Genomic DNA, 26,359 nt, shown 5'->3' with positions numbered 1-26,359 from the left:
CGACACGCCAGGCTCAACGACCGGCACCCCACCGGGGTACCGGTCGCATCACCACATCATCCGAACTCGTTATGTGCGAAGGACGGGTCTAGGGCCGACCCCCCGCGGACCAGCCGGGGCCCGTCCCGATCCACGGGGCGGGCCCCGGCCCGGACAATGGTTCGATCCCTACCGTTACCGTTGCTGTCGGGGTCCGCCACGCACACGGCGGCCCCCGACCCGGCCCACCCCGCCCGGCAGGGCGCGGTTCGGCACGAACTGGCAGAACCCGGCGAGGGTGCCGCCAGGGCACCCCCGACCCGGAGAGCACCACGATGAGCGACACCTGGCAGCGGCTGCGCCGCGACCACCCCCGGCTGCTCGACGCCGTCGGCGGCGCCGTGCTGATCGCGATGACCGGCATCGGCGTCACCGTCGACCAGACCGGCCACGTCATCTCCTTCAGGCCGCTCAGCGCCACCATCGCGCTGGTCTCCGCCGTCACCGTGTTCGCCCACCGCCGGCACCCGCGGGCAGTGGTCGTCATCACGCTGATCTGCACGATGGCCCTCATCCTCACCACCCCCCGCCTCACCCCCGGGCTGGCCACCCCGCTGCTGCTCGCCCTCTACTTCCTCGCCGTCCGGACCGACCGCGCCACCGCCCTGCGCGCCTCGATCGCCTCCGCCGTCCTGCTCACCGGCACGTCGCTGATCGGCGACGGCGGCGGCCCGATCGGCCAACGGATCGGTGTCCTCGCCTGGGCCCTGCTGCCCGGCGCCCTCGGCGACTCCATCCGCAACCGCCGCGCCCACCTCGCCGCCATCGAGGAACGCGCCGAACGCGCCGAACGCACCCGCGAGGAGGAGGCCCGCCGCCGGGTCGCGGACGAGCGGATCCGGATCGCCCGCGACCTGCACGACGTCGTCGCCCACCACATCGCCCTCGCCAATGCCCAGGCCGGCATCGCCGTCTACCTCATGGACCGCCACCCCACCCAGGCGCGCGAGGTGCTCAGCCACATCACCGACGCCACCGGCTCCGCGCTCCAGGAGCTGCGCGCCACCGTCGGCCTGCTGCGCCGAGCCGAGGAGCCCGCGCCACTCGAACCGGCCCCCGGCCTCGACCGGCTTCCCGAGCTGATCAACGCCTTCGAACGCACCGGCCTGCCGGTGCGGCTCACCGTCGAGGGCGAGGCTCGCGCGCTCTCGCCCGGCGTGGACCTCACCGCCTACCGGATCGTCCAGGAGTCCCTGACCAACGTCGCCAAGCACGCCCAGGGCGCCGGCGCCGAGATCACCCTCGCCTACAGCGGCAGCCGGGTCGCCGTCAGCGTCGCCAACGGACGCCCGCCGACCAGCGCCCGCCCCCGGCAGGCCCTGCTGCCCCACCCGGCCCCCGGCGAGGGCGGCTTCGGACTGATCGGCATGCGCGAACGGGCCGGCGCGGTCGGCGGCCGCCTCACCGCCGACAGCCGGCCCGACGGCGGCTTCCTGGTCACCGCCGAACTTCCGCTGCGCACCGGCGCCCGGGACGACGGCGCCGGTCGCGGTGGCTGTGCCGTACGGGCGGACCGGGCCGGCCGGGAAGACCGTGCCGTTCGAGTAGACAAGGACCACGCATGACCATCCGGGTACTGCTCGCGGACGACCAGGCGCTGCTGCGCGGTGCGTTCCGGGTGCTGATCGACGCCGAGGACGACATGGAGGTGGTCGGCGAGGCCGCCGACGGCCACCAGGCCGTCGAACTCGCCCGCGCCACCCGCCCCGACATCGTCCTGATGGACATCCGCATGCCCGGCGCCGACGGCCTCGGCGCGACGGCCGCCATCTGCGGCGACGAGGAACTGGCCGGCACCCGGGTACTGATCCTCACCACCTTCGAGATCGACGAGTACGTGGCCCAGGCGCTGCGGGCCGGCGCCGGCGGCTTCCTCGGCAAGGGCGCGGACCCGGCGGAACTGCTCGCGGCCGTCCGCGCCGTCGCCGCCGGGGACGCCCTGCTCTCGCCCGCCGCCACCCGGGCCGTCATCGACCAACTCCTCGCCCAGCCCGATCCGGCGGCCGGCGGCACCGCCGAGCGGCTGTCCGTGCTCACCGCGCGCGAGCGCGAGGTGATGTCGATGGCCGCCACCGGCCTCACCAACGAGGAGATCGCCGAGCGGATGTTCGTCAGCCCGTTCACCGTCCGCACCCACGTCCACCGCGCGATGGCCAAGCTGGACGCCCGGGACCGGGCCCAACTCGTCGCGATCGCCTACCAGTCCGGCCTGGTCCCGCCGGGCCGTCCGGCCTGACCGGCGAAGGCCCGCCCGCCGACCCGTCCGCCGGCCCGCCTGCCGATCCGTCCGTCCAACTCGCCTGGTTTGCGGCGGTAGCAGGACTGATCGACCGTCAAACTCCGGCCATATGTCGGTGATCTGAATTCCAGCCTGCCCGAAAACGACCTCCGAACTGGTGTATCAGCGAGTAGTCTGCCGATGACTCAGGATGAGGAGGGTGTTCGTGGAAACCAAGGACACGGCAGGCGAGGTGCGGATTCTCCAGCCGTTGCCCGGGCGCACGGCGGACGGATCGCAGGAGTTCGACCTGCGGTTGACGCGTTTGCTCCGCCTGCTCGGGGCTGAGGCCGCGCACGGGGCGGACTTCCCGAGCGCGGCCCGGTGGGAGGTCCACAAGGCGCTTTCCGGGCGTACCGACCTGCCCGAGGAGTACTTCGAGGCACTGCTGGAGGCGGCGGTCTACGACCCCAACCCGAGCTTCAACCGGCGCTTCGTCGAGCCGGCCCTGCTCGCTTTCGGCCAGCGCCGGGTACGGCTGACCCTGCTCGGCTACCTGCACACCGGCACCGACGCCGAGCGCGCCGGCGCCGCCCGGGCCTGGTACTGGACGTCCCTGTCGGTCGGGGACGGCCGCAGCACGGCCGCCGCCGACGAGGGGTCGACCGTGCGGGACGCCTGGTACGAGGCCGCGCTGCGGGAGTTCGTCGCCAACGAGGACCTGGACGTGCGGCGCTGCATCCTCCCCGGGCTGCCCCTGGTGCCGCGTGCCTACCCGTCGCGGCTGCACGCCCTGGTGGAGGCCGCGGTGGCCATCGCGAGGGCGCACCCCGACGAGTACATCCGGCACCGCGCCGAGGTCCAGGTCGGTCTCTGACCACCCCTGCCCCCGGCCCCGCTACGCCCCCCGGCGGGGCCGGGGCGGTCAGCCCGTCTTGACGGTGATCTCGCCGATGTTCGTCCCGAGGTCCAGCTTGTACTGGCCGTTCGGGTCGTTCTGGACGCCGATGTGCTTCTCGCCCAGGTCGGTCGAGGCGGTGACGTGGTAGGAGGCGGTCGGCACGGTCACGTTGATCTCGCCGTTGGAGGTCTTCGCCGTGATGTTCTGGGCCTTGCCGGGGGTGAGCTTGATCCCGCCGTTGTCGGTCTTGGCGCTGACCCGGTCACCCTTGAGCGAGGTGCCCTTGATCTCACCGTTGTCGGTGCGCACGTCGACCGGCCCGGCCACGTCGTCGAGCGTGATGTCGCCGGAGCTGGTGTGCACCGAGACGTCGCCGACCTGGGTGAGCTTGATCCCGCCCGCCGACGTCCCCCCGGTGATCGGCAGCCCCGGCGGCAGCTCGACGGTGTAGTCCACCGAGCAGTTGCGTCCGCAGCCGCCGAGCACCAGTAGGCCGCCGTCCACCCGGGTGCTCGCGCCCGGCTTGCCGCTCCGGTACGTGATGTTGCGGTGGACGGCGGCCTGGGTGGCGCCGGCCTTGCCGCGCACGGTCACCTCCCCGGCGTCGCTGTCCAGGCGGATGCCGGTGATCTTGTCCGTGACGGTGGCGTCGTCGGTGAAGTTGGTCCCGATCGGGTTGCAGGCGCTGAGCACCCCGGCGGAGAGCCCGGCGACCACGAGAGCCCCCGCGAAACGGTGGTACCTGCCCATGTTCGTCCCCCATGTGTCCTGCGCTGCTTGTTGCGCGATAGCCCCTGATGACCGCCCCCGTCCGGAGCCGTCCCGACGACAGTAACCGCACGTGGTGGCCCCGGTCGGTGGTATTAACCCCCCTAAAGCGACTCCAGCCAGCCCCCCGGCGCCGCTCCACCCACCCCCACCTGGGCCTACCCGCGCCCGCCGTCGCCCCCGCCGTCGCCCCGGGATGAATCTGTAGACCGGTCGGTATATTCGTTCCGGGGAGCTGTCAGGGCTTGCGACCCACCGCGCCGTAGATGCTGACGCGGTCGGCGCCGGAGGCGGGGGCGGTGTCGGGGCGCCAGAGGGGGACGGTGGTGATGCCGGGGTCGAGGAGGTCGAGGCCGTCGAAGAAGGCGCGGACCTCGTCCCGGGTGCGGCCGACGAGGGGGGCGGTGGCCTTGTCGTAGATGCCGGTGACGCGGTCGCGGACCTCGGCGGGGATGAAGTCGGCAGTGCCGTGCGAGAGGACGAGGTGGCTGCCGGAGGGGAGCGCGTCCATCAGTGTGTCGACCGCCTGATGGGGCTTGTCCTCGTCGCGCAGGAAGTGCAGGACGGCGGCCAGGACGAGGCCGACCGGTCGGGAGAAGTCGAGGAGCCCCGCGGCCTCGACGACGGCGAGTACGGCGGACGGCTCGCGCAGGTCGGCCTGGAGGACGGCGGTCCGCCCCGGGCCCGTGCCGGACATCAGGGCGCGGGCGTGGCTGAGCACGATCGGGTCGTTGTCGACGTAGACGACCTGCGCCCCGGGATCGGCGGCCTGGGCGATCTCGTGGGTGTTGCCGGCGGTGGGGATGCCGGTGCCGACGTCGAGGAACTGGTCGATGCCGAGGTCGGCGACGCAGCGCACCGCGCGGGTGAGGAAGCCCCGGTTGGCCCGCGCGGTGGAGCGGAACTCCGGATTGGCGGCGAGCGCCTTCTCGGCGGCGGCCCGATCGGCGGGGAAGTTGTCCTTTCCCCCGAGGTAGTAGTCGTACATCCGGGCCGGGTGCGGGATGTCGGGCCGCAGGTCGGCCGGGGTTCCGGCCTCGCCGGACTCCCACAGGTCGTCGTGTCCCACGGCCGCTGCCTCCGTCTGTTGACGATCGGGTGATCTGCTTGCAACTCCCTCGGCGGACAGCCTAAAGCCCAGGTCACGGCCCTGGTGGCGGTTGGTCAGGTCACCCCTGTATGTCCGTTTTCGTCGCCCATCGCGCGCCCCTGGTCGTCCCGGCGGAGGATGGGAGGTCCCGGCGGCGAACCGTTGTCGGGCGACGGAAGCGGAAAGACCGGGGAACAGGAGGTCCGACGCTGTGGTGATCGCTATGGCAGACATCCGCGAATGGCGCGGCCACGCCGTGGTCGACGAGAAGAGCCATCGCATCGGCTCGCTGGAGTCCGTCTACGTGGAGACGGCTACCGACCAGCCGTTCTTCGCCACCGTCGCGGTCGGCCTGGTGACCAGGCGCCGCCTGGTGTTCGTCCCGCTCGACGGGGCGGTCGTCGGGCCGGACTACGTCCAGGTGGCGTTCCCGAAGAACCAGGTCAAGCAGGCGCCGTCGATCGGCACCGACGACGTCCTGCCCGCCGAGGACGAACCGACCGTGTTCGCGCACTACGGGCTCCCGTACGAGACCGGCGCCGGTGGCGAGCGCCGCCTCGCCCGCCGCTGAGCACAGCCGCCGAGCAAAGCGGCTGAACACCGTCGCTGAACCGCCGAACACCCCAGTGCCCCCGCCCGCATCGCCCCGCCCGGGAATGGATACCCCACCGGGTACAGTTGTCAGTCGACAGTCGATGCGAAAGGCGGCCCGGACATGCAGGTGGACGAGGAGTCGGTCGGCGCGGTCCTGAACCGGCTGCGCCGTGCCCAGGGCCAGCTGGCCGGGGTGATCGCGATGATCGAGGCGGGCCGTGACTGCAAGGACGTGGTCACCCAGCTCGCGGCGGTCTCGCGCGCCCTGGACCGGGCCGGGTTCAAGATCGTGGCCAGCGGCATGCGCCAGTGCATGGCCGCCTCCGACGAGGACACCCCGCCGATGAGCGAGGCCGAGCTGGAGAAGCTGTTCCTCGCCCTGGCATAAGCCAAGAAGTCAAGAAGCCGAGAAGCGCAGAAGCCGAGAGGCGCAGAAGCCGAGAGGCGCAGCAGCGCCGGAGGGCCGCGACGGATCCCGTCGCGGCCCTCCCGGCTCTTCCGGCCCCCGGCCCCCGGCCCCCCGGCGTCTCCGCCGAGAATTCCCGCCGCCCGCCATGGAGTTCCCGAACCGCCCGATGGGCCGTCACACGCCGTTCACGTCCCGGTCGCTGACTTTCGGATGAATGAGGGCCGCCCACAGTTGTACAGCCAACTGCCGGGCCCTCCCTTCCCCAGCCTCCGTGACCAGCCGCGCGCGGACCCGGCGCCGACCCCCGGCGGACCGGGCCCCGGGCGGCGGACAGGACAACCGTGGCCGCAGGCAGCGCCCTGACCCTCACCTCCTCCGCCAACCCCACCGAAGGCGACCGGCTCACCTTCCACTGGACGACCGACGCCCCCGACGCCAAGAACTGGGTCGGCGTGTACGACGGCGACCGCCAGCCCGGCAACGGCGGCTCCCTCCTCTGGAAGTACGTCCCGGGCACCTCCGGTGACCTCCAGCTCGACACCTCCGCGCTGACCGGCGGCCCCTACACCGCCTACCTGCTCGCCAAGGACGGCTACGGCGTCCTCGCCCGGACGGCCCCGTTCAGCTTCCGCGCCAAGCCGGCCGTCGTCCGCCCGCACAGCGCCGTGGACGCCCTCACCACCGCGCCCGTCGCCCCCGGCGCGGCGGTCTCCGTCAAGCTCGGCGGCCTTTGGTCCCGCCCGGTCGGCAACCCGGCGGGGACCGCCGTCTTCCGCAAGGTCAGCGGGCCGTCCTGGCTGAACGTCACCGCCGACGGCACGCTCACCGGCACCGCGCCCGCGGCGGGCAAGAGCCCCGAGCTGGCCGTCGTCGGCGTCAAGGACAGCGCGGGTGCCGTCGACACCGTCACCGTCCTCATCCCCGTGGTCGACCCCGCCGCGCCGCCGCGCCTCAAGGCCGCCAGCTGGAACCTGCACGACGCCGGCGCCGGGTACACCGACGCCCTGGAGAAGCAGCTGCGGGTCGTCCTCACCCAGGGCCTGGACGTCCTCGCCCTCCAGGAGACCGCCGGTGAGCGGGCGAAGACCCTGGCCGACGCGCTCGGCTGGTACGCCTACCAGAGCCCCGGCAGCGTCGGCATCCTGAGCCGCTACCCGCTCGCCGACGTCACCCCGCCGACCGCCGACCTGCCCGCCGCCGGGGCCACCGTGCAGCTCCCCGGCGGCCGGGCCGTCCGCTTCTGGACCGCGCACCTCGACGAGGCCGGCTACGGCCCGTACGCGCTCCAGGACGGTCGGACGGCCGCCCAGGCGGAGGCCGCCGAGACCGCCTCGCTCCGCCTGAAGCAGGCCAAGGCCCTGGCCGCCGCGGTGCGCGCGGACATCGCCCGGCGCACCCCGGTGGTGCTCGCCGGCGCCCTCTCCTCGCCGTCCCACCTGGACTGGACGGCCGCCACCGCCGCCGCGCACGGCGGCGTCGGGGTGCTCAACTGGCCCGTCAGTGTGGCCCTTCAGGGCGCGGGGCTGACCGACACCTTCCGCGAGGAGCACCGCGACCCGGTCAGGTTCCCGGGCGCGACCTGGTCGCCCACCCGCAAGCAGCGCGGCGCCAAGCCCGAGCCGCAGGACCGCATCGACTACGTCCAGTACGCCGGCTCGCTGAAGCTGGTCGAGGCGCACACCCTGGTCGCCGACTGGCCGCAGCCCGAGCCGAACACCGCCGCCAACGAGTGGCCCTCCGACACCGCCGCCGCCGTCGCCACTTTCCAGCTCTGAGAGGCCAGTTCGTGATGTCCGAGCTCTCCCGCCGCACCTTCGTCGGCGCCACCGCGGCCGTCGGCGCCACCGCCCTGACCGGATTGGGCGCCGCCCCCGCCGAGGCAGCCCCCGCCGCCTCCGGCCGGCTGACGGGCACCATCAAGGACGTCAAGCACGTCGTCGTGCTGATGCAGGAGAACCGCAGCTTCGACCACTACTTCGGCACGCTCAGCGGCGTCCGCGGCTTCGGCGACAAGCAGGCGCTCCAATTCCCGGACGGCGCCGACGTGTTCCGCCAGCCGGACAGCCGTCGCAGCGACGGCGGCGCCATGCTGCCGTACCGGATGGACACCTCGAAGTACAACGCGCAGAACGCCGGCGGCCTGCCCCACGACTGGGCGACCGGCCACCAGGCGATCAACAACGGCGCGATGAACAAGTGGATCGCCGCCAAGGGCGAGCGCACCATGGGCTACTTCACCCGGGACGACATCCCCTACCAGTACGCCCTGGCCGACGCGTTCACCCTCTGCGACGCCTACTTCACCTCCCTCGCCGGCCCGACCGACCCCAACCGGCTCTACCTCTGGACGGGCACCTCCGGTCCCGGCTGCGACGGCACCACCGGGCCCTGGATCGACAACACCCCGGTCACCGACAACCCCGTCGCCGACTGGACCACCTACGCCGAGCGCCTGGAACAGGCCGGCGTCAGCTGGCGGGTCTACCACAACCCCAGCAAGGACGACCGCACCGGCGACTACGACGACAACGCCCTCTCCTACTTCAAGCAGTTCCACAACTTCCCTCCCACCGACCCGCGTTACATCAACGCGATGACCAAGTTCGACCCGGCCGCCTTCGACCGCCACTGCAAGGACGGCACCCTGCCGACCATCTCCTGGCTGGTCGCCCCCTACCTCTTCTCCGAGCACCCGGAGGCCGGCCCGGCGTACGGGGCGCACTGGGTCGACCAGGCCCTCCAGTCGCTGATGTCCAACCCGGCCGTGTGGCAGCACACCGTCTTCCTGGTCATGTACGACGAGAACGACGGCTACTTCGACCACATGGTCCCGCCCACCCCCGAGCCCGGCACCCCCGAGGAGTTCACCCAGGGCCGCGCCATCGGCCTCGGCAACCGCGTCCCGCTGTGGGTCGTCTCGCCCTGGTCGCGCGGCGGTTGGGTCAACTCCCAGGTCTTCGACCACACTTCCGTGCTGCGCTTCATGGAGCTGGTCACGGGCGTCGCCGAGCCGAACATCTCGGCCTGGCGCCGGTCCGTCTGCGGTGACCTCACCAGCTGCTTCGACTTCGCCGCGCCGAACCCGTCCGTCCCGTCGCTGCCCGACACCACGGCCCTGATGGCCAGGGCCGACGCGGGCACCAAGCTGCCCGGCGTCGCCCTCCCGGCGGTCGGAGCCCAGGCGATGCCCGTCCAGGAGCGCGGCGAGCGCCCGCACCGCCCGCTGCCCTACCAGCCGTGGGCCGACGTGGAGGTGGACCGCAAGACCGGCAAGGTCACCTGCACGATGAGCAACGACGGTTCGGTGGCCTTCCCGTACACCGTCTACCCGAACATCGCGCTGCCCTTCGCGGGCACCCCGTACACCGTCGCCCCCGGCGCCACCGCCCGGTACGTCTGGGACGCCGCCGCCACCAACGGCCGCTACGACTTCACCGTCCACGGCCCGGACGGCTTCGTCCGCCGCTTCGCCGGCACCGTGGTCCGGGACGGGCAGGACGGCCAGAACGACATCGGCGTACCGATCGTCACCGCCGACCTGCACGGCAGCGTGCGGCTCACCTTGCAGGTGGCCAACGACGGCATGACCGACGTCTCCTTCACCGCCGCGCCCAACGACTTCGCCGGCACCGCGCAGACCGTCCGGGTCAAGCCCGGGCAGCAGGCGAACCTGTCCTGGCCGCTGGACAAGCAGGGCCGCTACGACGTCGTCGTCACCGCCCACACCGGCCTGCGCTTCGTACAGCGCTACGCGGGCTGGGTGCACTGACCCGGTGGCGGGCGGGCCGCGGGCCGGGGGCGCCGAACCGGTGACCCCCGGCCGTGGCTCGGCCGTCCGGGCGGGGCCCGGGGCTACCGTCGGGCGCATGCAGAAGATCACCACCTTCCTCTGGTTCGACGACCAGGCCGAAGCGGCCGCCACCTTCTACACCTCGCTCTTCCCCAACTCCCGCATCACGCAGGTCACCCGCTACCCCGAGACCGGCCCCGGCGGAGCAGGCTCGGTCATGACCGTCGCCTTCGAACTCGCCGGGCGGGAGTACGCGGCCCTCAACGGCGGCCCCGAGTTCCACTTCACCGAGGCCATGTCGCTGCAGGTGGAGTGCGACGGCCAGCAGGAGGTCGACGAGCTCTGGGCCAAGCTCACCGCCGACGGCGGCCAGGCGGGCCCGTGCGGCTGGCTCAAGGACCGCTTCGGCCTCTCCTGGCAGATCACCCCGCGCGTCCTGCTCGACCTGATCGCCGACGAGGACCGGGCCAAGGCCGGCCGGGTGATGGCGACGATGATGCGGATGCAGAAGATCGAGGTCCAGCCGCTGCTCGACGCGGCCAGGGGCTGACGCGATGGCCGCGCCCGCCCTCCGCAGCACCCTCTACCTGCGCGCCACCCCCGAGCGGGTCTGGCACGCCCTCACCAACGCCGACGAGTCCGGCCTCTACTGGGGCCACCGCAACGTCTCCACCTGGCTGCCCGGCGCGCCCTGGGAGCACCAGCGCGCCGACGGCTCCGGGACGGCCGACGCGATCGGCGTCGTCGAGGCCGCCGACCGCCCGCACCGGCTGGTCACCACCTGGGCGGCGCCCGGGGAGCGGCGCCCGGGCGGTCCCTCCAAGGTCACCTTCGAACTCCGGGGCTGGCACGACCTCACCCGGCTCACCGTCACCCACGACCAGCTGGCCGACGAGGCCGAGCGGGCGGACGTCGAGCGGGGCTGGTCGGCGGTGCTGTCCAACCTGAAGACCTACCTGGAGACCGGCCACCCGCTCCCGCAGGAACCCTGGTCGATGCCCTGAGCCCCCAAGCCCCCCAAGCCCCCGCCCCCCCGGAGTCCGACGCGGGCTCAGCGCCCGGCCCGCACCGCCGGGCGCGCCCGCTCGCCCCGGACGAACCGGCGCAGCCCGGCGAACCGCGAGAACCGCTCCCGGCTCGCCACCGAGGCCCGGTCCAGCTCCTCCATCAGCCGCCGGCTGCGGTGCTCCAGGTCCAGTTCGTCCAGGATCCGGTCCACCTCGGCCAGTATCGAACCGTGCAACTGCCACGCCTCGGGGTGCTCCCGCACCTTCTGCAGCAGTACCTGGGCGACGTTCTCCCGGCAGGTCCAGGCCGCGGCCAGCTCGGCGGTCAGCCGCCGCTCCGCCTCCTCGGCACTGCGGCTCACCTGGGTGGTGACCAGCACCGCGAAGCTGACCATGGCCCCGCCGACGTGCGCCAGCAGTTCCTCCAGGCCCACCGCGACGTCCGGCGGGAACAGCCGCTCGCCGGGCGCGCGCCGCTTGGCCAGGTCGGTCAGCGAGCGCGCCAGCACCCGGATCACCACCACGCAGATCTCCAGGGTGTCCAGCCCGGTGCGCAGCACCAGCCGGGACAGCAGCCCGTCGTTGATCCGCGGATTGAGCCGCAGGCTGTCCTCCGCCTGGCGCAGTGCCACGTCCACGTCGGCGATGGCGTGGTCGAGCCGGCGGGCCTCGTGCAGCTGCTCGGCGGCCCGGGCGACCGGGGTCGGACGGCCCAACTGCTCGGCGATGTCCAGCAGCAGCTGGCGGGCCCGCCGGGCGAGGTCCTCGATCGATTCCCCGGCGGTGTCCACCCAGACCGGCGGGGCGAACAGCAGGTTGAACAGCAGGCCGACGGCGGCGCCGATCAGTGTCTCCAGCACCCGGTCCCAGGCCTGCGAGGCGAGCCCGCTGACGCCGAGGATCAGCATGGCGCTGATCGCGACCTCCTGGACGAACTCCTCGACCCGGACGAACCGGCCGACGACCAGCGAGGCCAGGATGATCAGCCCGAGGCTCCACCAGGAGAGCCCCACCACGGCGCTGAAGCCGGTCGCGATCAGTACGCCGACCACCACCGAGTTGACCCGGCGGATGCTGGTCTTGAGCGTCGAGTAGACGGTGACCTGCACCACCAGCAGCGCGGTCAGCGGGGCCGTCAGCGGGGCCGGCTCGCTGCTGAGCCGGGTGGCCACCGCGAAGGCGAGGGTGGCGGCCACGGTGGCCCGCACGGTCTGGACGACGAAGGGTTCTCGGGCACCGCGGCGGATCAGGGCCGTGAGGGACTCCGGGAGAAGGGCCATGTCGCCCTTCTTTCCCCGTGGTCGCCCTTCACACCGCCGAGCCGTCCGACCGGCACCCGTATGCCCGGGCCCTGGCTCTGACCCGGGTGAGGGTCACGGCCCGGCGGGCTACGGCCTACCGCGGGTCCTGGCGGTTCAGCCGCAGCTTCCAGGGCGCCAGCGCCGACTCGACCTGCACCCCGATGCTCATCTTCGACGCGCCCTCGATCCGCTCCTCGAAGCGGATCGGCACCTCGCGGATCGTCAGGCCGCGCTGGACGACCCGGTAGTTCATCTCGACCTGGAACGAGTACCCGCTGCTCTGCACGGTCGGCAGGTCGATCGCCCGCAGGGTGCTCGCCCGCCAGGCCTTGAAACCGGCGGTGGCGTCCCGGACGCCCAGGCCGAGGATGGTGTTGACGTAGAGGTTGGCCCAGGCGGAGAGGGCCTTGCGGTGCCAGGGCCACTCCGCGGCGGTCGAACCGCCGGGCACGTAGCGGGAGCCGAGCACCACGGCGGTGTCGTCGGCCAGCAGGGCCTGGACCATCGCGGGTATCGCCGAGGCCGGGTGCGAGAGGTCGGCGTCCATCTGGACCACGACGTCGGCGTCCTCGTCCAGGGCCCGGGCCATGCCGGCCAGGTAGGCGCGGCCGAGGCCGTCCTTCTCGGTGCGGTGCAGCACGCCGACGGTGCCGCCGGACTCCGCGGCGAGCTTGTCCGCGATCTCGCCGGTGCCGTCCGGCGAGTTGTCGTCGACCACCAGCAGGTGCAGGCCCGGTACCGGGAGGTCCGCGAGAAGACCCGCGAGGACCGGAAGGTTCTCCCGCTCGTTGTACGTGGGGACGACGACAACGACCTTCGGGGAGGCCTCGACCATGTTCTGTTTCCCTCGTGCCCTTTCCGGCCGGCACCCGTGCCACGCCGGACGGTTGTCCTTGACGACCTGCTGTGGATGAGACCGTGTGAGTGTATCGGTGCGGCGGACGATTCCTCGCCCCGGGTGACGGGCTGGGCACGGCCGGCCACGGCCCGGAAATCCGTTCGACCGCGATGCGTGCCCGGGGTGCCGCGGCACCGCCCCGATCCGTCGTTCCGGGAAATTTCTGCGACGGCCCCTCGCAGACGGTCCCTCGCAGCCCCCGACGGGCTACGCCCCGCCGTAGACGGTCGCGAGGTTGTCCCGGGCCGGGTGGGTCAGGCCGGCCGGGCCGGCGGCGAAGGTGCGCAGGACGTTCTCGGTGACCCGGCGGACCAGGTCCCCGGTCCGGGCGTCGATCCCGTGGTCGGCGCTGCCGCCCCCGGGCCCGTGCGCGTCCAGGGCCTCCACCCAGCGCATCGTCCCGGAGGCGAACACCCCGGCGCCGCCCGGCACGGTGTAGTACGCGGTGTCGGAATGCGAGCGGCGGCCCTCGCAGACCACGGGGGAGTGCGCGATCACCTCGATCGGACGCGGGGTGGGGAAGGCGGTGTCCACCCGGTCGTACTCGACGCCGACCAGGTGCGGGAACGACGCCCCGGCGGCGACGCCGGTGCCCTCGAACGCCCAGTGCTCCGGAGAGCCGACCACGTACGGGGCGTCCACCGGGTAGCCGTCGTAGATCACGCCGAGCATCGAGCTCTCCGGGTCGGCGCCCGGGCCGGCCCGGAAGTCGGTGGTCGCCGGGGCGCCGGCCTGGTGGCCCGGGTCCTGCGCCCACGCGTCCTTGTAGCAGACCACCGTCCGGTCCGGGCCCAGCTCCGAGGGCTCGAAGCGGACCCGGCGGAAGCAGCAATTGGCCCCCAGGACCGCCAGGTTGGTGCCGACGTCCCGGGCCGCGACCACCTGGGCGCGCTGCTCGGGGGACCAGTACTCGTCGTGGCCGAGGGAGAGGACGGCACTCGCGCCGTGCAGCAACCCGGGTTCCCGGGCCACGTCGATCCCGGTGGTGTAGGCGAGCGGCAGCCCGAGCCGCTCGGCGAGCGCGACCAGCGGCGCCTCGTACACCAGGAACAGCCCGGCGCCGTGGTCGTAGTCGTAGGGCCGGTCGAAGACCACCCGCAGCGAGCGGGTGGCCAGACCGCCGGTGGGGCCGTTGTAGAGGCTGTACCCGCCCCACTCGTTGTACGCCTGCCAGGTGGCGGGGGCGCTCATCACGACCGTCCGCCCGGCGGTGGCGGCGGAGCGGACGGTGAGCGGGACGTAGCGCTGGCCGGAGCCGTCCTCGGCGTCCAGGCGCAGCAGGTAGGCGCCCTCGGGCCAGCCGGTGGTGTCCACGGCGAGGGTGCGCTGCCAGCCGGTCAGCACAGTCCTGGTCGCGGGGTCCACGCGCGGGGCGGGCTGCCGGCCGCCCGGGACGTGCTCGCGGCGCCAGACCAGGCGGGCGCGGGCGCCGTCGTACCAGCCGGTGCGGTAGGCGGAGACGGTGAAGGCGGCGGCCGGGGTGGAGACGTGCAGGCCGAACTGCTCACCGGGCAGCACGCTGACCCGGTCGGCGAAGCCCTCGATGGCGTCGGCGGGGCCGGGGTCGGTGATCTCCCAGTCGGGCGCGCCGGGTAGGGACTGCTCCGGCGGGACGCCCACGTGCTGGGCGGCGGCGGTCGGGGCGGCGTCGTCGGGGGAGGGGCGCGGGGCGGGACCGTCGGACGAGGAGTGCGGGGCGGGGTCCGGGCGGTGGGTGCCGCAGGAGGCGGTGGCCGCCGCCAGCAGGCCCAGGCCCAGGATGCCCCGCCGACTCGGTTCCGCCACCGCTGCCTCCCTGGTGTCCGTTCTCGGCAAACCTGCACGCATCCGTCGATCGCGCGGATATCCTCGCCCGTTCCGGGCAGTGCGTGCGGCCCGCCGCGCCGGGACGGCCGGCACGACGGGGCGCCGTCCGCCACCGCTGAGGGCCGTCCGGGGCACCCCTGGCGTGTCCGGACGCGCTGCTCCCCGGCGGCACCGGTCCGGTCCCCTAGCCTGACCAGGCCCGCCGTCCGGCGGCCTTTGGGGGGCCGGAGCCGAGCGCGGCCGGCCGACTGGTGGACAGGGGTGCACGTGGTGTCGTCGGGTTCGGCCGATCCGGGGGTGGCACCCGCGACCCGCGGCGCGAGGTTCCGGGCGTGGATGCTGGAAGGCCTGTCGGACATGGCCAAGCAGCACCCCGGCCCGCATGCCGAGGCGCCGCACGTCAAGGGCCAGCGCTGGTGGCGGGTGATGTGCCTGACCGGCCTGGACTACTTCTCCACGCTCGGCTACCAGCCCGGCATCGCCGCCCTCGCCGCCGGCCTGCTCTCGCCGCTGGCGACCATCGTGCTGGTGATCGTCACGCTGCTCGGCGCCCTGCCCGTCTACCGGCGGGTCGCCCAGGAGAGCCCGCACGGCCAGGGCTCGATCGCCATGCTGGAGCGGCTGCTGTCGTTCTGGCAGGGCAAGCTCTTCGTGCTCACGCTGCTCGGCTTCGCGGCCACCGACTTCATGATCACCATCACCCTGTCGGCCGCCGACGCGACCGCGCACCTGGTGGAGAACCCGCATCTGCACAGCCTGCTGACCGGCAAGCAGGTGACGATCACCCTCATCATGGTGGCCCTGCTCGGCGGGGTCTTCCTCAAGGGCTTCAGCGAGGCGATCGGCATCGCCGTCGTCCTGGTCGCGGTCTACCTCGCGCTGAACGTCGTGGTGGTGACCAACGGACTCTGGCACGTGCTGAAGGCCCCGCACGTCGTCGGCGACTGGACCGACGCGCTCACCGCGGAGCACGGCAACGTGATCGCGATGATCGGCGTCGCGCTGATCGTCTTCCCGAAGCTGGCGCTCGGCCTGTCCGGCTTCGAGACCGGCGTCGCCGTGATGCCGCACATCGAGGGCGACCCGGACGACACCGAGGAGAAGCCCACCGGCAGGATCCGCGGCGCCCGCAAGCTGCTCACCACCGCGGCCGCGATCATGAGCTGCTTCCTGATCACCACCAGCCTCATCACCACCCTGCTGATCCCCGCGGACGCCTTCAAGGCCGGCGGGCAGGCCAACGGGCGGGCGCTCGCCTACCTCGCCCACCAGAACCTCGGCAACACCTTCGGCAGCGTCTACGACCTGTCCACGATCGCCATCCTCTGGTTCGCCGGCGCCTCCGCGATGGCCGGACTGCTCAACCTGATGCCGCGCTACCTGCCCCGCTACGGCATGGCCCCGCACTGGGCCCGCGCGGTGCGGCCCACCGTGATCGTCCTCACCCTGATCGCCTTCCTGGTCACCTGGCTGTTCGACGCCAACGTGGACGCCCAGGGCGGCGCGTACGCGACCGGCGTGCTGGTGCTGATCAGCTCGGCCGCCATCGCCGTCACCATCGCCGCCCACAAGTCGGGGCAGCGCCGCAGGACGGTCGGCTTCGCCGCGATCGCCGGGGTCTTCCTCTACACCACGGCCGTGAACATCGCCGAGCGGCCGGACGGCGTCAAGATCGGCGGCTGCTTCATCGCCGGCATCATGCTGGTCTCCTTCCTCTCCCGGCTCAAGCGGGCCTTCGAACTGCGCGTCACCGACGTGGTGCTCGATGTCGTCGCGGAACGCTTCGTCCGGGACTACACGTACCGCCCGCTGCGGCTGATCGCCAACGAGCCGAACAGCCGGGACCTCGCCGAGTACCGCGACAAGATCCGCCAGATCCGCGCCGACAACGACATCCCGACCGAGGACGACCTGGTCTTCGTCGAGGTCACCGTGCTCGACCCGTCCGACTTCGAGGCCGAACTGACCGTGCGCGGCGAGGTGCTGCACGACCGCTACCGGGTGCTGACGCTACAGAGCTCCAGCGTGCCGAACGCGCTGGCCGCCCTGCTGCTGCGGGTGCGGGACCTCACCGGGCAGCAGCCGCACATCTACTTCGAGTGGACCGAGGGCAATCCCTTCGCCCAGTTCCTCAGGTTCTTCCTCTTCGGCCAGGGCGAGATCGCCCCCGTCACCCGCGAAGTCCTGCGCGAGGCCGAACCGGACCGCAGCCGCCGCCCGGCCGTCCACGTCGGCTGACGGCGCCTCCCCGCCGAACGGGTCGGCCGCCTCCGCCTCCTGCCACCGGCGGTCCGGGGCGGCGGCAGCCCGGGTCGTCCGGGTCAGCGGCTCGGGTGGGACTTGCTCCAGGCCGGGGCGACGAAGGCCACCAGGGCGACGGCGAAGCCGAGTTGGAGTAGGTGCCGGATCCAGTCGATGCCCGAGGTGTGGCGGACGCCGATCCATCCGGAGACGGCGTTGCCGAGCCAGGCACCGGCGGCGCCGAGCAGCATCGTCAGCCACCAGGGGATCGACTGCGGCCCGCGCAGGATCAGCTTGGCCAGTACGCCCAGCACGAAGCCGATGAGCAGAATCCACAGGAGCTGGAACATCGCAGTCCACCTTCCGGGCGCGGCCGGACTGACACCGGTGCGCCGAATCGCCGAGACGCGGTTCGTCCCATGATCGCCCGGATCGGCCGAACGGGCACGTCGGGAGCTTCTACGGCTCCGGCCGCACCTGCTCGGTCCCGAGCTTCACCGACGACTCCTGGCAGCGAAGCGCGTCTCCTGACGGCCGGCCCTCAGCGCTCCAGCGCCGCCTCGACGGCCTCGCGGACGTCCGGGTGCGGGTCGTTCGCGAGGCCGTCGAGCAGGGCGGCGACGCCCGGGGTGGACCAGCCGGCGACGGCCCACACCAGTTCCTCGCGCACGGCCGGGTCCGGGTGGGCGGCCAACCGGGCGAGGCGGTCCAGTGGGCCGCGCTGGCGGCGCCCGAAGCTCTGCAGGGCGGCGAGCAGTTCGGCGGGGTCGCCCGGCTCGCCGGCGGCCTCGATCCGGGCGAGCAGGACGGGCACGGGCGGCGGCGGGGCGTCCAGCGGGTGCTGGTGGCGCTCGCGCAGCCGACGGCTGCCGTACCCGCCGACGGGCTGGCAGCCCATGCAGGGGCAAGGCCGGGTGCCGTGGGCGTTCGGCTGGTAGCGCCAGCCGGCGACCTGCGGCACGCCGCGGATCCGGTGGACCTCGCGGGCGCCCACCGCGCGCGGCACGAACACCTCCCAGCCGCGCGGGTCCGCCAGTTCGGCGACCCGCCGCACCGCCTCGGCGGCGGGCACCCACTGCTGGGCGCCCCTCGCGCGGTCCCGGTAGTGCCCGGTCAGCACCTGCTGTGCGTCGTCCAGCCGGAGGTGCACCGCGACCAGCGAGCCCCCGGTGCCGAACCGGGCCAGTTCGCGCAGCCACTGGTGGGTCAGCGGGTACGAGGGCAGTACCGGGAAGCAGTACAGCCCGCGCACCCCGCCCTGCCCCCGGCTGTCGGCCCGGATCCCGGCACGGCGGATCCGCGGCGCGTTCGCCGCGGTGGTCAGGTGCACGAACATCGCCATGGTCCGGGATGCTAGCGGCTGACCGAACGCAGGCCCATCGGATTTCCTCGCGAGGCGCGGCGGGGCAGGTGGCGTCAGGCGGTGCCCGTTCGGCGGGTGATCAGGGCGGCGAGGCCGTCCAGGATGCGGTCCAGGCCGAAGTCCAGGGCCTGGTCGCGCCCGTCCTCCCCGGTCATGGCGGCGGCCAGGGCGGGGTAGCGGTCGGCGTGCTGGTGCACCAGTGTGCCGAGGGCGGTGAGGAGTTCGGCTTCGGGGGAGCCGTCGGGCCCGGCGGCGCGGGACTGCTGGGCGATGCTGCGGACGTGTCCGGCGAGCAGGACGGCGGCGTCCATCCGCTCGGGGCCGGTCAGTCCGTGGCCGTCGAGGGCGGTCACCACCCGTTCCAGCCAGGTGAGTTCCTTCGGGCCCATCACCCGGGGGCCGACGGTGGCATCGAGCAGCCACGGGTGGCGGCCGAACGACTCGGTCAAGTGGTGTGCCCAGGCGGTGAGTTGGGCCCGCCATTCGTGGGCGTGCCGGCCCTGCGGGGGCTCGCCGACGGCGGCCTCGACCATCAGGGCGACGAGTTCGGCCTTGCCGGGCACGTAGCGGTAGAGCGACATCTTGGTGAAGTCGAGCAGTCCGGCGACCTTCTGCATCGAGACCGCGCCCAGGCCTTCGGCGTCCGCGATCTCGACGCCCGCCGCCGCGATCCGCTCCAGGCTGAGGGCCGGTTTCGGCCCGCGGGTGGGCTTGGCCGGGGGGCCCCAGAGCAGCCGCACCATGTCGTTCGCCGCCTCGCTCACAGTCCGCTCCCGTTCTGGGGGTTGCTCGTCCGACCTAACTGCGTCTACCGTACACAGCAGCAAACAGTATCCACCGGACACAGTTTCTCGACCCTCTCGGACGGAGTGGTTCCCATGAGCACCAAGGTCCTGATCTCGGGCGCGAGCATCGCCGGCCCCGCCCTGGCCCACTGGCTCGGCCGGTACGGCTTCGAGGTCACCGTCGTCGAACTCGCCCCGGCGCTGCGCGGCGGCGGCCAGAACGTCGACTTCCGCGGCCGCACCCACCTGACGGTGCTGGAGCGGATGGGCGTCCTCGACGAACTGCGCGCGCTCGACACCGGCGGCAGCCCGATGACCTTCCTCGGCGCAGACGGCCGTCGACTCCTGCACCTGCCCGCCGAGTTCGCGGGCGGCGAGCTGGAGATCCCGCGCGGCGAACTCGCCCAGCTGCTGTACCGGCACAGCCGCGCCCGCGCCGAGTACGTCTTCGGCGACTCCATCACCGCCCTGGAGGAGACCCCGGGCGGTGTGCGGGCCGCCTTCCGGCACGGCGCGCCGCGCGAGTTCGACCTGGTGATCGGCGCCGACGGGCTGCACTCCAACGTCCGCCGGCTCGCCTTCGGCCCCGAGCAGCGCTACGTCCGCCACCTCGGCTACTACGCGGCCACCTGGCAGTTCCCCGACGACCTCGGCCTGGCGCCCGGTTCGGTCGGCCTCAACGTCCCCGGCCGGCTCGCCTCGATCGGCGCCGACCACCGCGACCCGGCCCGCGCGGGCGCCTTCTGCCTCTTCGCCTCGCCCGAACTGCGCTACGACCGCCATGACCCGGAGCAGCAGAAGGCCCTGGTGCGGGACGCCTTCGCGGGCCTCGGCTGGGAGGTGCCGCGCCTGCTGGAGAGCCTGCGGCACGCCCCCGAGCTCTACTTCGACTCGATCAGCCGCACCGACGTCCCCACCTGGTCCAGCGGCCGGATCGCCCTGCTCGGCGACGCGGCCTGCGGCGCCACCATCGGCGGCATGGGCACCGGCACCGCCGTGGTGGCCGCGTACGTCCTGGCCGGCGAACTGGCCCGGGCCCGCGGCGACCACCGCACCGCCTTCGCCCGGTACGAGCAGCTGCTGCGCGGCTACGCCGAGGGCTGCCAGAAGGGCGGGGACCGCACCGGACCGTTCCTGGCGCCGCGCACCGCCACCGGCCTGCGTGTGCGCAACGGGCTGCTGAACCGGCGCTGGGTGCTGAACCGGATGCTGGAGCTCGGCAAGCAGGTCTCCAGCGTCGAGCTGCCGGACTACGAGCTGCCGAAGAGTGAGCTGCTGAAGAGCGAGCTGCCGGGCAACGAGCTGCCGGAGTACGCGCGCGAGTCGGCCGGCCGGTTCAGCGCGGCGGGCTGATCCGGGTGCCGCCGTCCAGGGCCGCCTCCACCTGGACGGTCGCCCGGGCCGGGCGCTCGACGGCCAGCGTGTGGTCCGGGACGGGCCGGTCGGCGGACCAGTCCGGGCCCTTGACGGCGAGCCGGGTGACCCGCCGGCTGCCCGCCGCGAGCAGGAACTCCGCTCCCTGCGGGGAGCGCCACCAGGCCCAGCCGACGACGTCCTGCTCGAACCGGCTGCACGCCCGCCCCGGGCCGCCGCCGGTGCGCTGCGGGCCGCGGGCGGTCGGCAGCAGGACGGCGGTGGCGGCGCTGCCCTCACCGGTCCAGCGGTCGGCGCGCAGGCAGACCCAGGACGCCGAGCCCGCGTTCTGCGGCAGCGGCTGCACCGCGAAGGCCCACAGGTTGAGCTGCTTGACGCCCGGCGTGCCGTCCGGGACGGCGCAGCCCGCGCGGGCCCAGGCCAGCAGCGCGTCCTGGCCGGTGGCCTCGCGCGGCTCGCGGGCCGGCTGGGCGCGGTCCGGCGGCGGGGAGTAGGTGAGGTGCGCGGGGACGAGCCCGCCGAGGTCGGTCAGCAGGAAGGCGTGCTTCTCGGCGATGGCGGGGGAGGAGTGCAGCTGGAGAACCGTGGCGCCGTGGCAGTCCGCGAGCCCGCCGCCCGGGACCGCCGCCGTGACCCCGTCAGGGTGGTCCAACGGCCGCGCGGGGGAGTCGGGTTGGTCGATCCGGCGGGTCTCGGCGGCGTCCACCCAGGGGGCCAGCAGATAGCGCACGGCGGTGCCCTGGCGACGCAGCACCACCGCGCCCGCCGTGGTCACGTCCGAGTCGTCGGCCCGGGCGAGGTCCAGGCCGCCGTCGCGCCCGTCGGCGTAGCGGGCGAGCCGCCGGCCGTCGAACAGCACCACCAGGGCGGTGCCGTCGACCGTCCCGGCGAACAGCAGGGCCGGCGGGGCGACGGGCGGCGTGGCGTCCACGCCCGGCTCGCCGCGGGTCTGCGGGCCGGGCCGCTCCCAGGCGGCCAGGGCGCGGCCGAGCAGCGCGCCGTCGTCGCGGCGGTCGCCGCGGGCGGGCCAGGCGGTGAAGTCGACCCGCGCGGTGTGCTGCCACCGGTCCGGCTCGACCCGGGTCAGGCGGGCCGGGTCGGCCGCGGTGCCGGACGGGGCGGGCGCGGGGCGGGCCACGGGCGCGGCCGGCCCGGAGTCGGCCACCACGGCCGCCGTCGTGCTGAGTCCGAGCAGGCCGACCAGCAGCGCGGCGCTCCACGTCCGGCGGCGGCGCAGCAGGTCGGTGGGCTGGACCCGCACCGCGCACGGGTCGAAGGCGGGGGGCTCCGGGTCCGCCCCGGCGGTCACGCCGGCCGCCGCCGCGACGGCCTCCTCGGGGTGCTCGACCCCGGCCCGTCGCAGCGCCCCGGCCGTCTGCTCCGGCGTCAGCCCCTCCACCGCGCGCAGGGCGAAGGCCGCCCGGGCGGGGGCGTCGAGGGCCGCGAGTGCGCGGTCCAGCGCCGCGTCCTCCTCGCCGCCGTGCGGGGTGAACAGCCGCAGTCCCCAGATCCGGGGAGCGGGCAGCCGCCGCGCGGGGTGCGGCCGCAGCGCGGCGCGCAGCACCCGCAGGCGCAGTGCGGCGTACACCGGGTCCTCGTCCGCCGCCGGCGGACCGGCCGGGCGGGTCCAGCGGGAGGGCAGGGCGCGCTGGACGGTCGCGTGCGCGGCCAGCACCCGGCTGTGCCGGTCCCGGTCGGCGGGCAGCGCGAGGTACGCCAGCCGGGCCAGCCGGCGGTAGTGGCGCACCAGCGCGGCTTCGGCCTGGGCCACCGGGCGCGCCGCGGCGCCCTGCGCCGACGATGCCGCGCCCATCGTCCGTCCTGCCAACGTGCCCTCCCCGGATGCCGTTCGTGCTGTCGTGGTGGACGGTCCAACGAGTCGATCATGTGATGGTTGCGCCGTCCGGGTCACCGGGTCGCCGGATCGCAGGGTCGGTGGTTTCGGCGAGGCGCCGGGCGGGCGGTGGTTCGGCACGGTGTCGGATCCGCGTTCGGCGGGCGGGCCCAAGGTCCCACCCGTTCAGCCCCTTGGCCCCTGGCGGCCCGTGCCACCGGGCGCGATGCTGCCGGTACCGGTCGGGACGATCCGCGCCCGGCCGCAAGAGTGTCGTGGACGAGGTGAACCGGCGTGCGGCATGCCACCGTCGAATCTGTGATGACCAGCCCCGTGGTCCGGGTTGCGCCCGAGACCGGCTTCCGGGAGATCGTCGCGCTGCTGACCGAGTACGACATCACCGGGGTGCCGGTGGTGGACGCGGAGGGGCGGCCGCTCGGGATCGTCTCCGAGGCCGACCTGCTGCGCACGCTGGCCGCGCAGGAGGATCCGGGCGCTCTGTTGCCAGCCCCCGAGGCGGCGCAGGCCGGCCCGGGCGGTGCCGTGACCGCGGCCGACCTGATGACCGGGCAGCCGGTCTGCACGACCCCCGGGACCAGCGTGGTCGCGGCGGCCCGGTTGATGAGCCGGCACGGGCTGAAGCGGCTGCCGGTGCTGGACGAGGACGGGCGGGTGACCGGCATGGTCAGCCGCGGGGACCTGCTGCGGGTCTTCCTGCGCGAGGACGTGGTGATCCGGCGGGAGATCGTCGAGGAGGTGCTCGGCCGGATCGACGGGGTGAGCCCGGCGGAGATCGGCGTCGAGGTCGATCAGGGCCGGGTGGTGCTCAGCGGTACGGTGCCCGAGCCGTACCTGGTCCCGATCGTGCTCAACCTGTGCCGCTCGGTCGACGGCGTGGTCTCGGTCACCGACCGGCTCGGTGCGGGCGGGACGGCCGCTCCGGTGGGCTGATCCGTCGATCCGTCGATCCGTCGATCCCGAGATCCTGCGATCCGACCGCTGCGCGCTGCTCCGGCCCGGGCGTTCCGCTCCGCATACTGCGGAGCGTATCGGGTAACTCACCCTGTGTGCCTGGCGGGTCGAACTGCCGGGGCGCCGGAGCACAGGGGAGGCGGCCGTGGCGGTCGTGTTCGACGCGGACTTCACTTCGGCCAGACAGTGGACCGCCGGGCGCAGCAGTGCCTACCCCCGGATGGGGCCGACCAACCGGAGCGACCACAAGCTCGACTATCTCGGCCGCGGCTATTGCCCGGGCGGCGTGTTCAGCGCCACCCGGCGGCTCGTCGGCGGGCTCTGGACGTGCAACCTGCTCACCACCGAGGGCAGTCCGGACGGCTTCCAGGCCCGCACCGGCGACCAACTGTCGGCACGCATCACGCTGCCCGTCGGGCTGGGTGCCTGGCCGGCCGTCTGGACCTGGCGGGGCGGCGGCAACGAGGTCGACCTCTTCGAGTACCACCCCGACCATCCGGACCTGTTGGAGTTCTCCAACCACGTCCGGGGCGGGTACCGGTACTGGCACGGCGCCGGCTCGGGGATCGCACCCGGGGCGACCTTCGACCTGCGGGTCGTGCTCGGCGCGAACTCGGTGGACTGGTACGTCGGGGACGAGCTGGTCTACGCGGACCTGCACGGGGTCGGTCCCGCCTGGCAGGCGTACCTGATCGTCAACCTGTCGGTCGCGGACGGCACGTACCACGACCGGCCGCCGCTGCAGGGGCCGGACCGGCTCAGCTGGGTCTGCCACAGCCTTCAGGTCGAGCGCTGAGCGTCCCGTCTCACGGGGCGAAGGTGGCGGTGACCGGGCCGCGCGGGCCGGAGCGCTGGAACCAGACCGTCCGGCGGTGCGCACCGATGTGCGCGGGGTGGGCCACGTACAGGTCGTCGCGCGGGGCGCGTTCGTTGCCGGGGGCCAGGGCCGCGTCCACGGCGCGTGCGGCGATGGCGCGCAACAGGGCGGTGGCGGTCGCTTCGGCCGCGGGCGGTGCGATGGCGAGCACGGTGAGTTCGGCCCAGAGCGCGGTGGAGACGTAGCTGATCGGGGAGTGGCCGAGCGCGGGGTGGGGGCGGTGGTCCCCGTGGTGCCGCAGCACCCCGGCCGCGACGAGCTGCTCGGGCGAGCGGTCGTCGGCCGGCGGGTGGTGGTTCATGGGCGGCAACGCTACCCCGGTGGGCCGGGCGCTGAGCGCCGGAACGTTTTCTCAGGCTTTCTTCAGGGCGCTTCGGTCCGGTGCGGGCGCACGATGGTGGTGAGGCGCTGGTCACCTCGGCGGGCCCCGGCTACGGGGCCGGAGGAGGAGGTCCCGATGAGGTACTGGCACGGACACGGCCACGTCCTGGGTGGCTGGGGCATCGGCGTGATGGCGATCTTGACTCTGCTGGTCCTGCTGGTCCTGGTGCTCGCCGCCATCGCCCTGTTCCGGTATGTGTCGCGGTCGCGCCGGCCGCTGCCGCACGGCCCGGCGGGTCCGGGTGCGGCGGCTTCGGGTGCGGCGGGGCCGGGGTGGGGCGCGCCGCACGGCGCGGTGGCCGGGCCGACGCCCGAGCAACTGCTCGCGGAGCGGTTCGCGCGTGGCGAGATCGACACCGAGGAGTACCGGCACAGGCTCGACACGCTGCGCTCGGTGAACGGGCCGGGTGACGGCTGAGCCGGGGCGCGGGCGGGCCCGCCACACGGTGGTACGTGTGGCGGGCCCGTCTGTGGTGGCGGCCTGGCCGGCGTTTGCGTAGCCCGTTCGGCCTACTCGGCGTGCGTGGCCTGCTGGGCCTATTCGACGACCAGCTCGACCGGGATGTTGCCGCGGGTGGCGCGCGAGTACGGGCAGACGTCGTGCGCCTGCTTGACCAGCTGCTCGCCGGTCCCGTCCGCGAGCGCCTCGGGCAGTTCGACGCGCAGCACGACGGCCAGGCCGAAACCGGCGCCGTCCTTGCCGATGGACACCTCGGCGGTGACCGAGACCTCGCTGGTGTCGACCCGGGCCTGGCGGCCGACCAGGCCGAGGGCGCTGGCGAAGCAGGCCGCGTAGCCGGCCGCGAACAGCTGCTCCGGGTTGGTGCCCTGGCCGCTGCCGCCGAGAGCGGGCGGCATCGCCAGCGCGAGGTCCAGCTGCCCGTCGGAGCTGACGGCGCGGCCCTCCCGGCCGTTGGCGGTGGCGGCTGCGGTGTAGAGCGCGTCCATGGTCGGTTCCCTTCGTGTGTTCCGGCGGCCGCCCGGGCCGCCCTCTGGAGATAAGTAGAGCACGCAATTCAATTGTGCACAACTAAATGGCGTGAGGGTGATCGGTACCATGGAGCCATGACCACGCTCCCCGGCATGGCGGACGAGGAACTGCTCCGCCTCGACCAGCAGATCTGCTTCTCGCTGAACGCGGCCTCCCGCGCCTTCGGTGGCGTCTACCGGGTGCTGCTGCGCGACCTCGGGCTCACCTACCCCCAGTACCTCGTCCTGCTCGTGCTCTGGGAGGACGGCGACCTGCCCGTCAAGCGGATCGGCGAGCGCCTGCGGCTCGACTCCGGCACGCTCTCCCCGCTGCTCAAGCGGCTGGAGGCGGCCGGACTGGTGCGGCGCGAGCGCAGCCCGGAGGACGAGCGGTCGGTCACCGTCAGCCTCACCGCCGAGGGCTCCGCCCTGCGCGAGCGGGCCGGACAGGTGCCGCGCCGGCTGTTCGACGCGACCGGGCTGCCGGTCGAGGACCTGGCCGCGCTGCGCGTACTGCTGGAGCGGGTGACCGCCGCGCTCGACTCGGCGGTGGTGGAGCCGGCGCCGTAGTCGCGGCATTCGCCCTGTCAAGTCGGACGGCCCGCAGCCTGTGACGTGGGTCACGTGCGCCTGGGTCCCGGGCTCCTGTCGGGGCCGAACCGGCAGGTCAGCGCCGGTGTTCGAAAGTGAACGGAAACGGTCGCCAATTGTCCGCCCGATCCGGTCAACAACCCGGGCCGCC

Annotated in this window: 26 protein-coding genes; 15 read left to right on the top strand and 11 right to left on the bottom strand. The window is 73.7% G+C overall.

All coding sequences use genetic code 11. The features are described 5' to 3' along the window. Positions 1-314: 314 nt before the first annotated feature. The 3 genes from AB0P03_RS27295 (at position 315) to AB0P03_RS27285 (ending at position 3,134) form a co-directional block, all read left to right on the top strand. Positions 315-1,604 (top strand): histidine kinase, encoded by a 1,290-nt coding sequence (locus AB0P03_RS27295; protein WP_363582579.1) that lies wholly within the window; start codon positions 315-317, stop codon positions 1,602-1,604. Next, on the top strand, positions 1,601-2,275 hold the full coding sequence (locus AB0P03_RS27290) for a response regulator transcription factor (protein WP_363582581.1): 675 nt from the start codon (positions 1,601-1,603) through the stop codon (positions 2,273-2,275). Before AB0P03_RS27295 ends, AB0P03_RS27290 begins: the two co-directional genes overlap by 4 nt. A 208-nt stretch (positions 2,276-2,483) precedes the next feature. Then, positions 2,484-3,134, top strand: a complete 651-nt coding sequence (locus tag AB0P03_RS27285; protein WP_363582583.1) for a hypothetical protein — start codon at positions 2,484-2,486, stop codon at positions 3,132-3,134. Between the two features lie 48 nt (positions 3,135-3,182). Here the strand turns inward: AB0P03_RS27285 and AB0P03_RS27280 are convergent, their stop codons facing one another. Next, the gene (locus tag AB0P03_RS27280) at positions 3,183-3,908 is read right to left on the bottom strand and encodes a DUF4097 family beta strand repeat-containing protein (RefSeq protein ID WP_363582585.1); all 726 of its coding nucleotides are present in this window, start codon (positions 3,906-3,908) and stop codon (positions 3,183-3,185) included. A gap of 256 nt (positions 3,909-4,164) precedes the next feature. Further along, positions 4,165-4,995 (bottom strand): SAM-dependent methyltransferase, encoded by an 831-nt coding sequence (locus AB0P03_RS27275; RefSeq protein ID WP_363582587.1) that lies wholly within the window; start codon positions 4,993-4,995, stop codon positions 4,165-4,167. Between the two features lie 235 nt (positions 4,996-5,230). Between AB0P03_RS27275 and AB0P03_RS27270 the strand changes: the two genes are divergently transcribed. The 6 genes from AB0P03_RS27270 to AB0P03_RS27245 all read left to right on the top strand — a co-directional run bounded on the left by AB0P03_RS27270 (position 5,231) and on the right by AB0P03_RS27245 (position 10,813). After that, positions 5,231-5,587 (top strand): PRC-barrel domain-containing protein, encoded by a 357-nt coding sequence (locus tag AB0P03_RS27270; protein ID WP_363582771.1) that lies wholly within the window; start codon positions 5,231-5,233, stop codon positions 5,585-5,587. A 144-nt stretch (positions 5,588-5,731) separates the two neighbouring features. Next, positions 5,732-5,998, top strand: a complete 267-nt coding sequence (locus AB0P03_RS27265; RefSeq protein WP_363582589.1) for a metal-sensitive transcriptional regulator — start codon at positions 5,732-5,734, stop codon at positions 5,996-5,998. A gap of 362 nt (positions 5,999-6,360) precedes the next feature. Then, positions 6,361-7,794, top strand: a complete 1,434-nt coding sequence (locus tag AB0P03_RS27260; protein ID WP_363631370.1) for an endonuclease/exonuclease/phosphatase family protein — start codon at positions 6,361-6,363, stop codon at positions 7,792-7,794. Between the two features lie 14 nt (positions 7,795-7,808). Continuing rightward, complete coding sequence (locus AB0P03_RS27255; protein WP_363631368.1) at positions 7,809-9,788, top strand: phosphocholine-specific phospholipase C; 1,980 nt, start codon at positions 7,809-7,811, stop codon at positions 9,786-9,788. Positions 9,789-9,885: 97 nt separating this feature from the next. After that, on the top strand, positions 9,886-10,359 hold the full coding sequence (locus AB0P03_RS27250; RefSeq protein ID WP_363582595.1) for a VOC family protein: 474 nt from the start codon (positions 9,886-9,888) through the stop codon (positions 10,357-10,359). A gap of 4 nt (positions 10,360-10,363) precedes the next feature. Beyond that, entirely contained in the window at positions 10,364-10,813 is a 450-nt protein-coding gene (locus tag AB0P03_RS27245) for an SRPBCC domain-containing protein (RefSeq protein ID WP_363582597.1), read from the top strand. 47 nt (positions 10,814-10,860) lie between these two features. On the opposite strand, the gene AB0P03_RS27240 is transcribed toward AB0P03_RS27245, so the two are convergent. The 3 genes from AB0P03_RS27240 to AB0P03_RS27230 all read right to left on the bottom strand — a co-directional run bounded on the left by AB0P03_RS27240 (position 10,861) and on the right by AB0P03_RS27230 (position 14,800). Next, positions 10,861-12,096 (bottom strand): aromatic acid exporter family protein, encoded by a 1,236-nt coding sequence (locus tag AB0P03_RS27240; RefSeq protein ID WP_363374742.1) that lies wholly within the window; start codon positions 12,094-12,096, stop codon positions 10,861-10,863. A 115-nt stretch (positions 12,097-12,211) separates the two neighbouring features. Then, positions 12,212-12,952: a polyprenol monophosphomannose synthase gene (locus AB0P03_RS27235; RefSeq protein ID WP_063350695.1), complete on the bottom strand. Its 741-nt coding sequence runs from the start codon at positions 12,950-12,952 to the stop codon at positions 12,212-12,214. A 270-nt stretch (positions 12,953-13,222) separates the two neighbouring features. Further along, the gene (locus AB0P03_RS27230) at positions 13,223-14,800 is read right to left on the bottom strand and encodes a N,N-dimethylformamidase beta subunit family domain-containing protein (protein WP_363631367.1); all 1,578 of its coding nucleotides are present in this window, start codon (positions 14,798-14,800) and stop codon (positions 13,223-13,225) included. A 357-nt stretch (positions 14,801-15,157) separates the two neighbouring features. Here AB0P03_RS27230 and AB0P03_RS27225 point away from each other — a divergent pair, with 357 nt between their 5' ends. Beyond that, on the top strand, positions 15,158-17,059 hold the full coding sequence (locus AB0P03_RS27225) for an amino acid transporter (RefSeq protein ID WP_363582601.1): 1,902 nt from the start codon (positions 15,158-15,160) through the stop codon (positions 17,057-17,059). Positions 17,060-17,142: 83 nt separating this feature from the next. Here AB0P03_RS27225 and AB0P03_RS27220 read toward each other — a convergent pair whose 3' ends face one another. From AB0P03_RS27220 to AB0P03_RS27210, 3 genes are all read right to left on the bottom strand, one after another. Beyond that, positions 17,143-17,412: a GlsB/YeaQ/YmgE family stress response membrane protein gene (locus AB0P03_RS27220; RefSeq protein ID WP_363582603.1), complete on the bottom strand. Its 270-nt coding sequence runs from the start codon at positions 17,410-17,412 to the stop codon at positions 17,143-17,145. Positions 17,413-17,603: 191 nt separating this feature from the next. Continuing rightward, positions 17,604-18,404: a HEAT repeat domain-containing protein gene (locus AB0P03_RS27215; RefSeq protein ID WP_363631366.1), complete on the bottom strand. Its 801-nt coding sequence runs from the start codon at positions 18,402-18,404 to the stop codon at positions 17,604-17,606. A gap of 74 nt (positions 18,405-18,478) precedes the next feature. Next, positions 18,479-19,189, bottom strand: coding sequence for a TetR/AcrR family transcriptional regulator C-terminal domain-containing protein (locus tag AB0P03_RS27210; protein WP_363631364.1), 711 nt, complete (start codon positions 19,187-19,189; stop codon positions 18,479-18,481). A 114-nt stretch (positions 19,190-19,303) separates the two neighbouring features. Between AB0P03_RS27210 and AB0P03_RS27205 the strand changes: the two genes are divergently transcribed. Then, positions 19,304-20,563 carry an FAD-dependent monooxygenase gene (locus AB0P03_RS27205; protein ID WP_363631363.1) on the top strand — a complete coding sequence of 420 codons (1,260 nt, stop codon included), beginning with the start codon at positions 19,304-19,306 and terminating at the stop codon, positions 20,561-20,563. Here AB0P03_RS27205 and AB0P03_RS27200 read toward each other — a convergent pair. After that, on the bottom strand, positions 20,547-22,397 hold the full coding sequence (locus AB0P03_RS27200) for a hypothetical protein (protein ID WP_363582611.1): 1,851 nt from the start codon (positions 22,395-22,397) through the stop codon (positions 20,547-20,549). The two genes, AB0P03_RS27205 and AB0P03_RS27200, sit on opposite strands and share 17 nt — an antisense overlap. A 342-nt stretch (positions 22,398-22,739) precedes the next feature. Between AB0P03_RS27200 and AB0P03_RS27195 the strand changes: the two genes are divergently transcribed. Continuing rightward, on the top strand, positions 22,740-23,369 hold the full coding sequence (locus AB0P03_RS27195) for a CBS domain-containing protein (protein ID WP_363582613.1): 630 nt from the start codon (positions 22,740-22,742) through the stop codon (positions 23,367-23,369). A gap of 166 nt (positions 23,370-23,535) precedes the next feature. Then, positions 23,536-24,186, top strand: a complete 651-nt coding sequence (locus AB0P03_RS27190) for a beta-glucanase (protein WP_363582615.1) — start codon at positions 23,536-23,538, stop codon at positions 24,184-24,186. 10 nt (positions 24,187-24,196) lie between these two features. Here AB0P03_RS27190 and AB0P03_RS27185 read toward each other — a convergent pair whose 3' ends face one another. After that, positions 24,197-24,568, bottom strand: coding sequence for a hypothetical protein (locus tag AB0P03_RS27185; RefSeq protein ID WP_363631361.1), 372 nt, complete (start codon positions 24,566-24,568; stop codon positions 24,197-24,199). Between the two features lie 156 nt (positions 24,569-24,724). Here AB0P03_RS27185 and AB0P03_RS27180 point away from each other — a divergent pair, with 156 nt between their 5' ends. Then, positions 24,725-25,066: an SHOCT domain-containing protein gene (locus tag AB0P03_RS27180; protein ID WP_363582619.1), complete on the top strand. Its 342-nt coding sequence runs from the start codon at positions 24,725-24,727 to the stop codon at positions 25,064-25,066. Between the two features lie 119 nt (positions 25,067-25,185). Here AB0P03_RS27180 and AB0P03_RS27175 read toward each other — a convergent pair whose 3' ends face one another. Beyond that, the gene (locus AB0P03_RS27175) at positions 25,186-25,596 is read right to left on the bottom strand and encodes an organic hydroperoxide resistance protein (RefSeq protein ID WP_363582621.1); all 411 of its coding nucleotides are present in this window, start codon (positions 25,594-25,596) and stop codon (positions 25,186-25,188) included. A 117-nt stretch (positions 25,597-25,713) separates the two neighbouring features. Between AB0P03_RS27175 and AB0P03_RS27170 the strand changes: the two genes are divergently transcribed. Further along, positions 25,714-26,187 carry a MarR family transcriptional regulator gene (locus AB0P03_RS27170; RefSeq protein WP_363582623.1) on the top strand — a complete coding sequence of 158 codons (474 nt, stop codon included), beginning with the start codon at positions 25,714-25,716 and terminating at the stop codon, positions 26,185-26,187. Positions 26,188-26,359: the final 172 nt, after the last annotated feature.

Origin of the sequence: Kitasatospora sp. NPDC088779, from assembly GCF_040685395.1 — a bacterium.
Taxonomy (GTDB): Bacteria; Actinomycetota; Actinomycetes; order Streptomycetales; family Streptomycetaceae; genus Kitasatospora.
The sequence above is the reverse complement of the archived record's forward strand: the minus strand, read 5'-3'. Positions and strand labels throughout refer to the sequence as shown.

Bases quoted from the DNA above. Each gene is read 5' to 3' on its own strand.
- AB0P03_RS27170 (WP_363582623.1), top strand. From the start codon at position 25,714: ATGACCACGCTCCCCGGCATGGCGGACGAGGAACTGCTCCGCCTCGAC.
- AB0P03_RS27250 (WP_363582595.1), top strand. From the start codon at position 9,886: ATGCAGAAGATCACCACCTTCCTCTGGTTCGACGACCAGGCCGAAGCG.
- AB0P03_RS27200 (WP_363582611.1), bottom strand. From the start codon at position 22,397: ATGGGCGCGGCATCGTCGGCGCAGGGCGCCGCGGCGCGCCCGGTGGCC.
- AB0P03_RS27235 (WP_063350695.1), bottom strand. From the start codon at position 12,952: ATGGTCGAGGCCTCCCCGAAGGTCGTTGTCGTCGTCCCCACGTACAAC.
- AB0P03_RS27205 (WP_363631363.1), top strand. From the start codon at position 19,304: ATGAGCACCAAGGTCCTGATCTCGGGCGCGAGCATCGCCGGCCCCGCC.
- AB0P03_RS27180 (WP_363582619.1), top strand. From the start codon at position 24,725: ATGAGGTACTGGCACGGACACGGCCACGTCCTGGGTGGCTGGGGCATC.
- AB0P03_RS27295 (WP_363582579.1), top strand. From the start codon at position 315: ATGAGCGACACCTGGCAGCGGCTGCGCCGCGACCACCCCCGGCTGCTC.
- AB0P03_RS27225 (WP_363582601.1), top strand. From the start codon at position 15,158: ATGCTGGAAGGCCTGTCGGACATGGCCAAGCAGCACCCCGGCCCGCAT.
- AB0P03_RS27175 (WP_363582621.1), bottom strand. From the start codon at position 25,596: ATGGACGCGCTCTACACCGCAGCCGCCACCGCCAACGGCCGGGAGGGC.
- AB0P03_RS27280 (WP_363582585.1), bottom strand. From the start codon at position 3,908: ATGGGCAGGTACCACCGTTTCGCGGGGGCTCTCGTGGTCGCCGGGCTC.
- AB0P03_RS27265 (WP_363582589.1), top strand. From the start codon at position 5,732: ATGCAGGTGGACGAGGAGTCGGTCGGCGCGGTCCTGAACCGGCTGCGC.
- AB0P03_RS27245 (WP_363582597.1), top strand. From the start codon at position 10,364: ATGGCCGCGCCCGCCCTCCGCAGCACCCTCTACCTGCGCGCCACCCCC.
- AB0P03_RS27215 (WP_363631366.1), bottom strand. From the start codon at position 18,404: ATGGCGATGTTCGTGCACCTGACCACCGCGGCGAACGCGCCGCGGATC.
- AB0P03_RS27220 (WP_363582603.1), bottom strand. From the start codon at position 17,412: ATGTTCCAGCTCCTGTGGATTCTGCTCATCGGCTTCGTGCTGGGCGTA.
- AB0P03_RS27195 (WP_363582613.1), top strand. From the start codon at position 22,740: ATGACCAGCCCCGTGGTCCGGGTTGCGCCCGAGACCGGCTTCCGGGAG.
- AB0P03_RS27290 (WP_363582581.1), top strand. From the start codon at position 1,601: ATGACCATCCGGGTACTGCTCGCGGACGACCAGGCGCTGCTGCGCGGT.
- AB0P03_RS27185 (WP_363631361.1), bottom strand. From the start codon at position 24,568: ATGAACCACCACCCGCCGGCCGACGACCGCTCGCCCGAGCAGCTCGTC.
- AB0P03_RS27240 (WP_363374742.1), bottom strand. From the start codon at position 12,096: ATGGCCCTTCTCCCGGAGTCCCTCACGGCCCTGATCCGCCGCGGTGCC.
- AB0P03_RS27255 (WP_363631368.1), top strand. From the start codon at position 7,809: ATGTCCGAGCTCTCCCGCCGCACCTTCGTCGGCGCCACCGCGGCCGTC.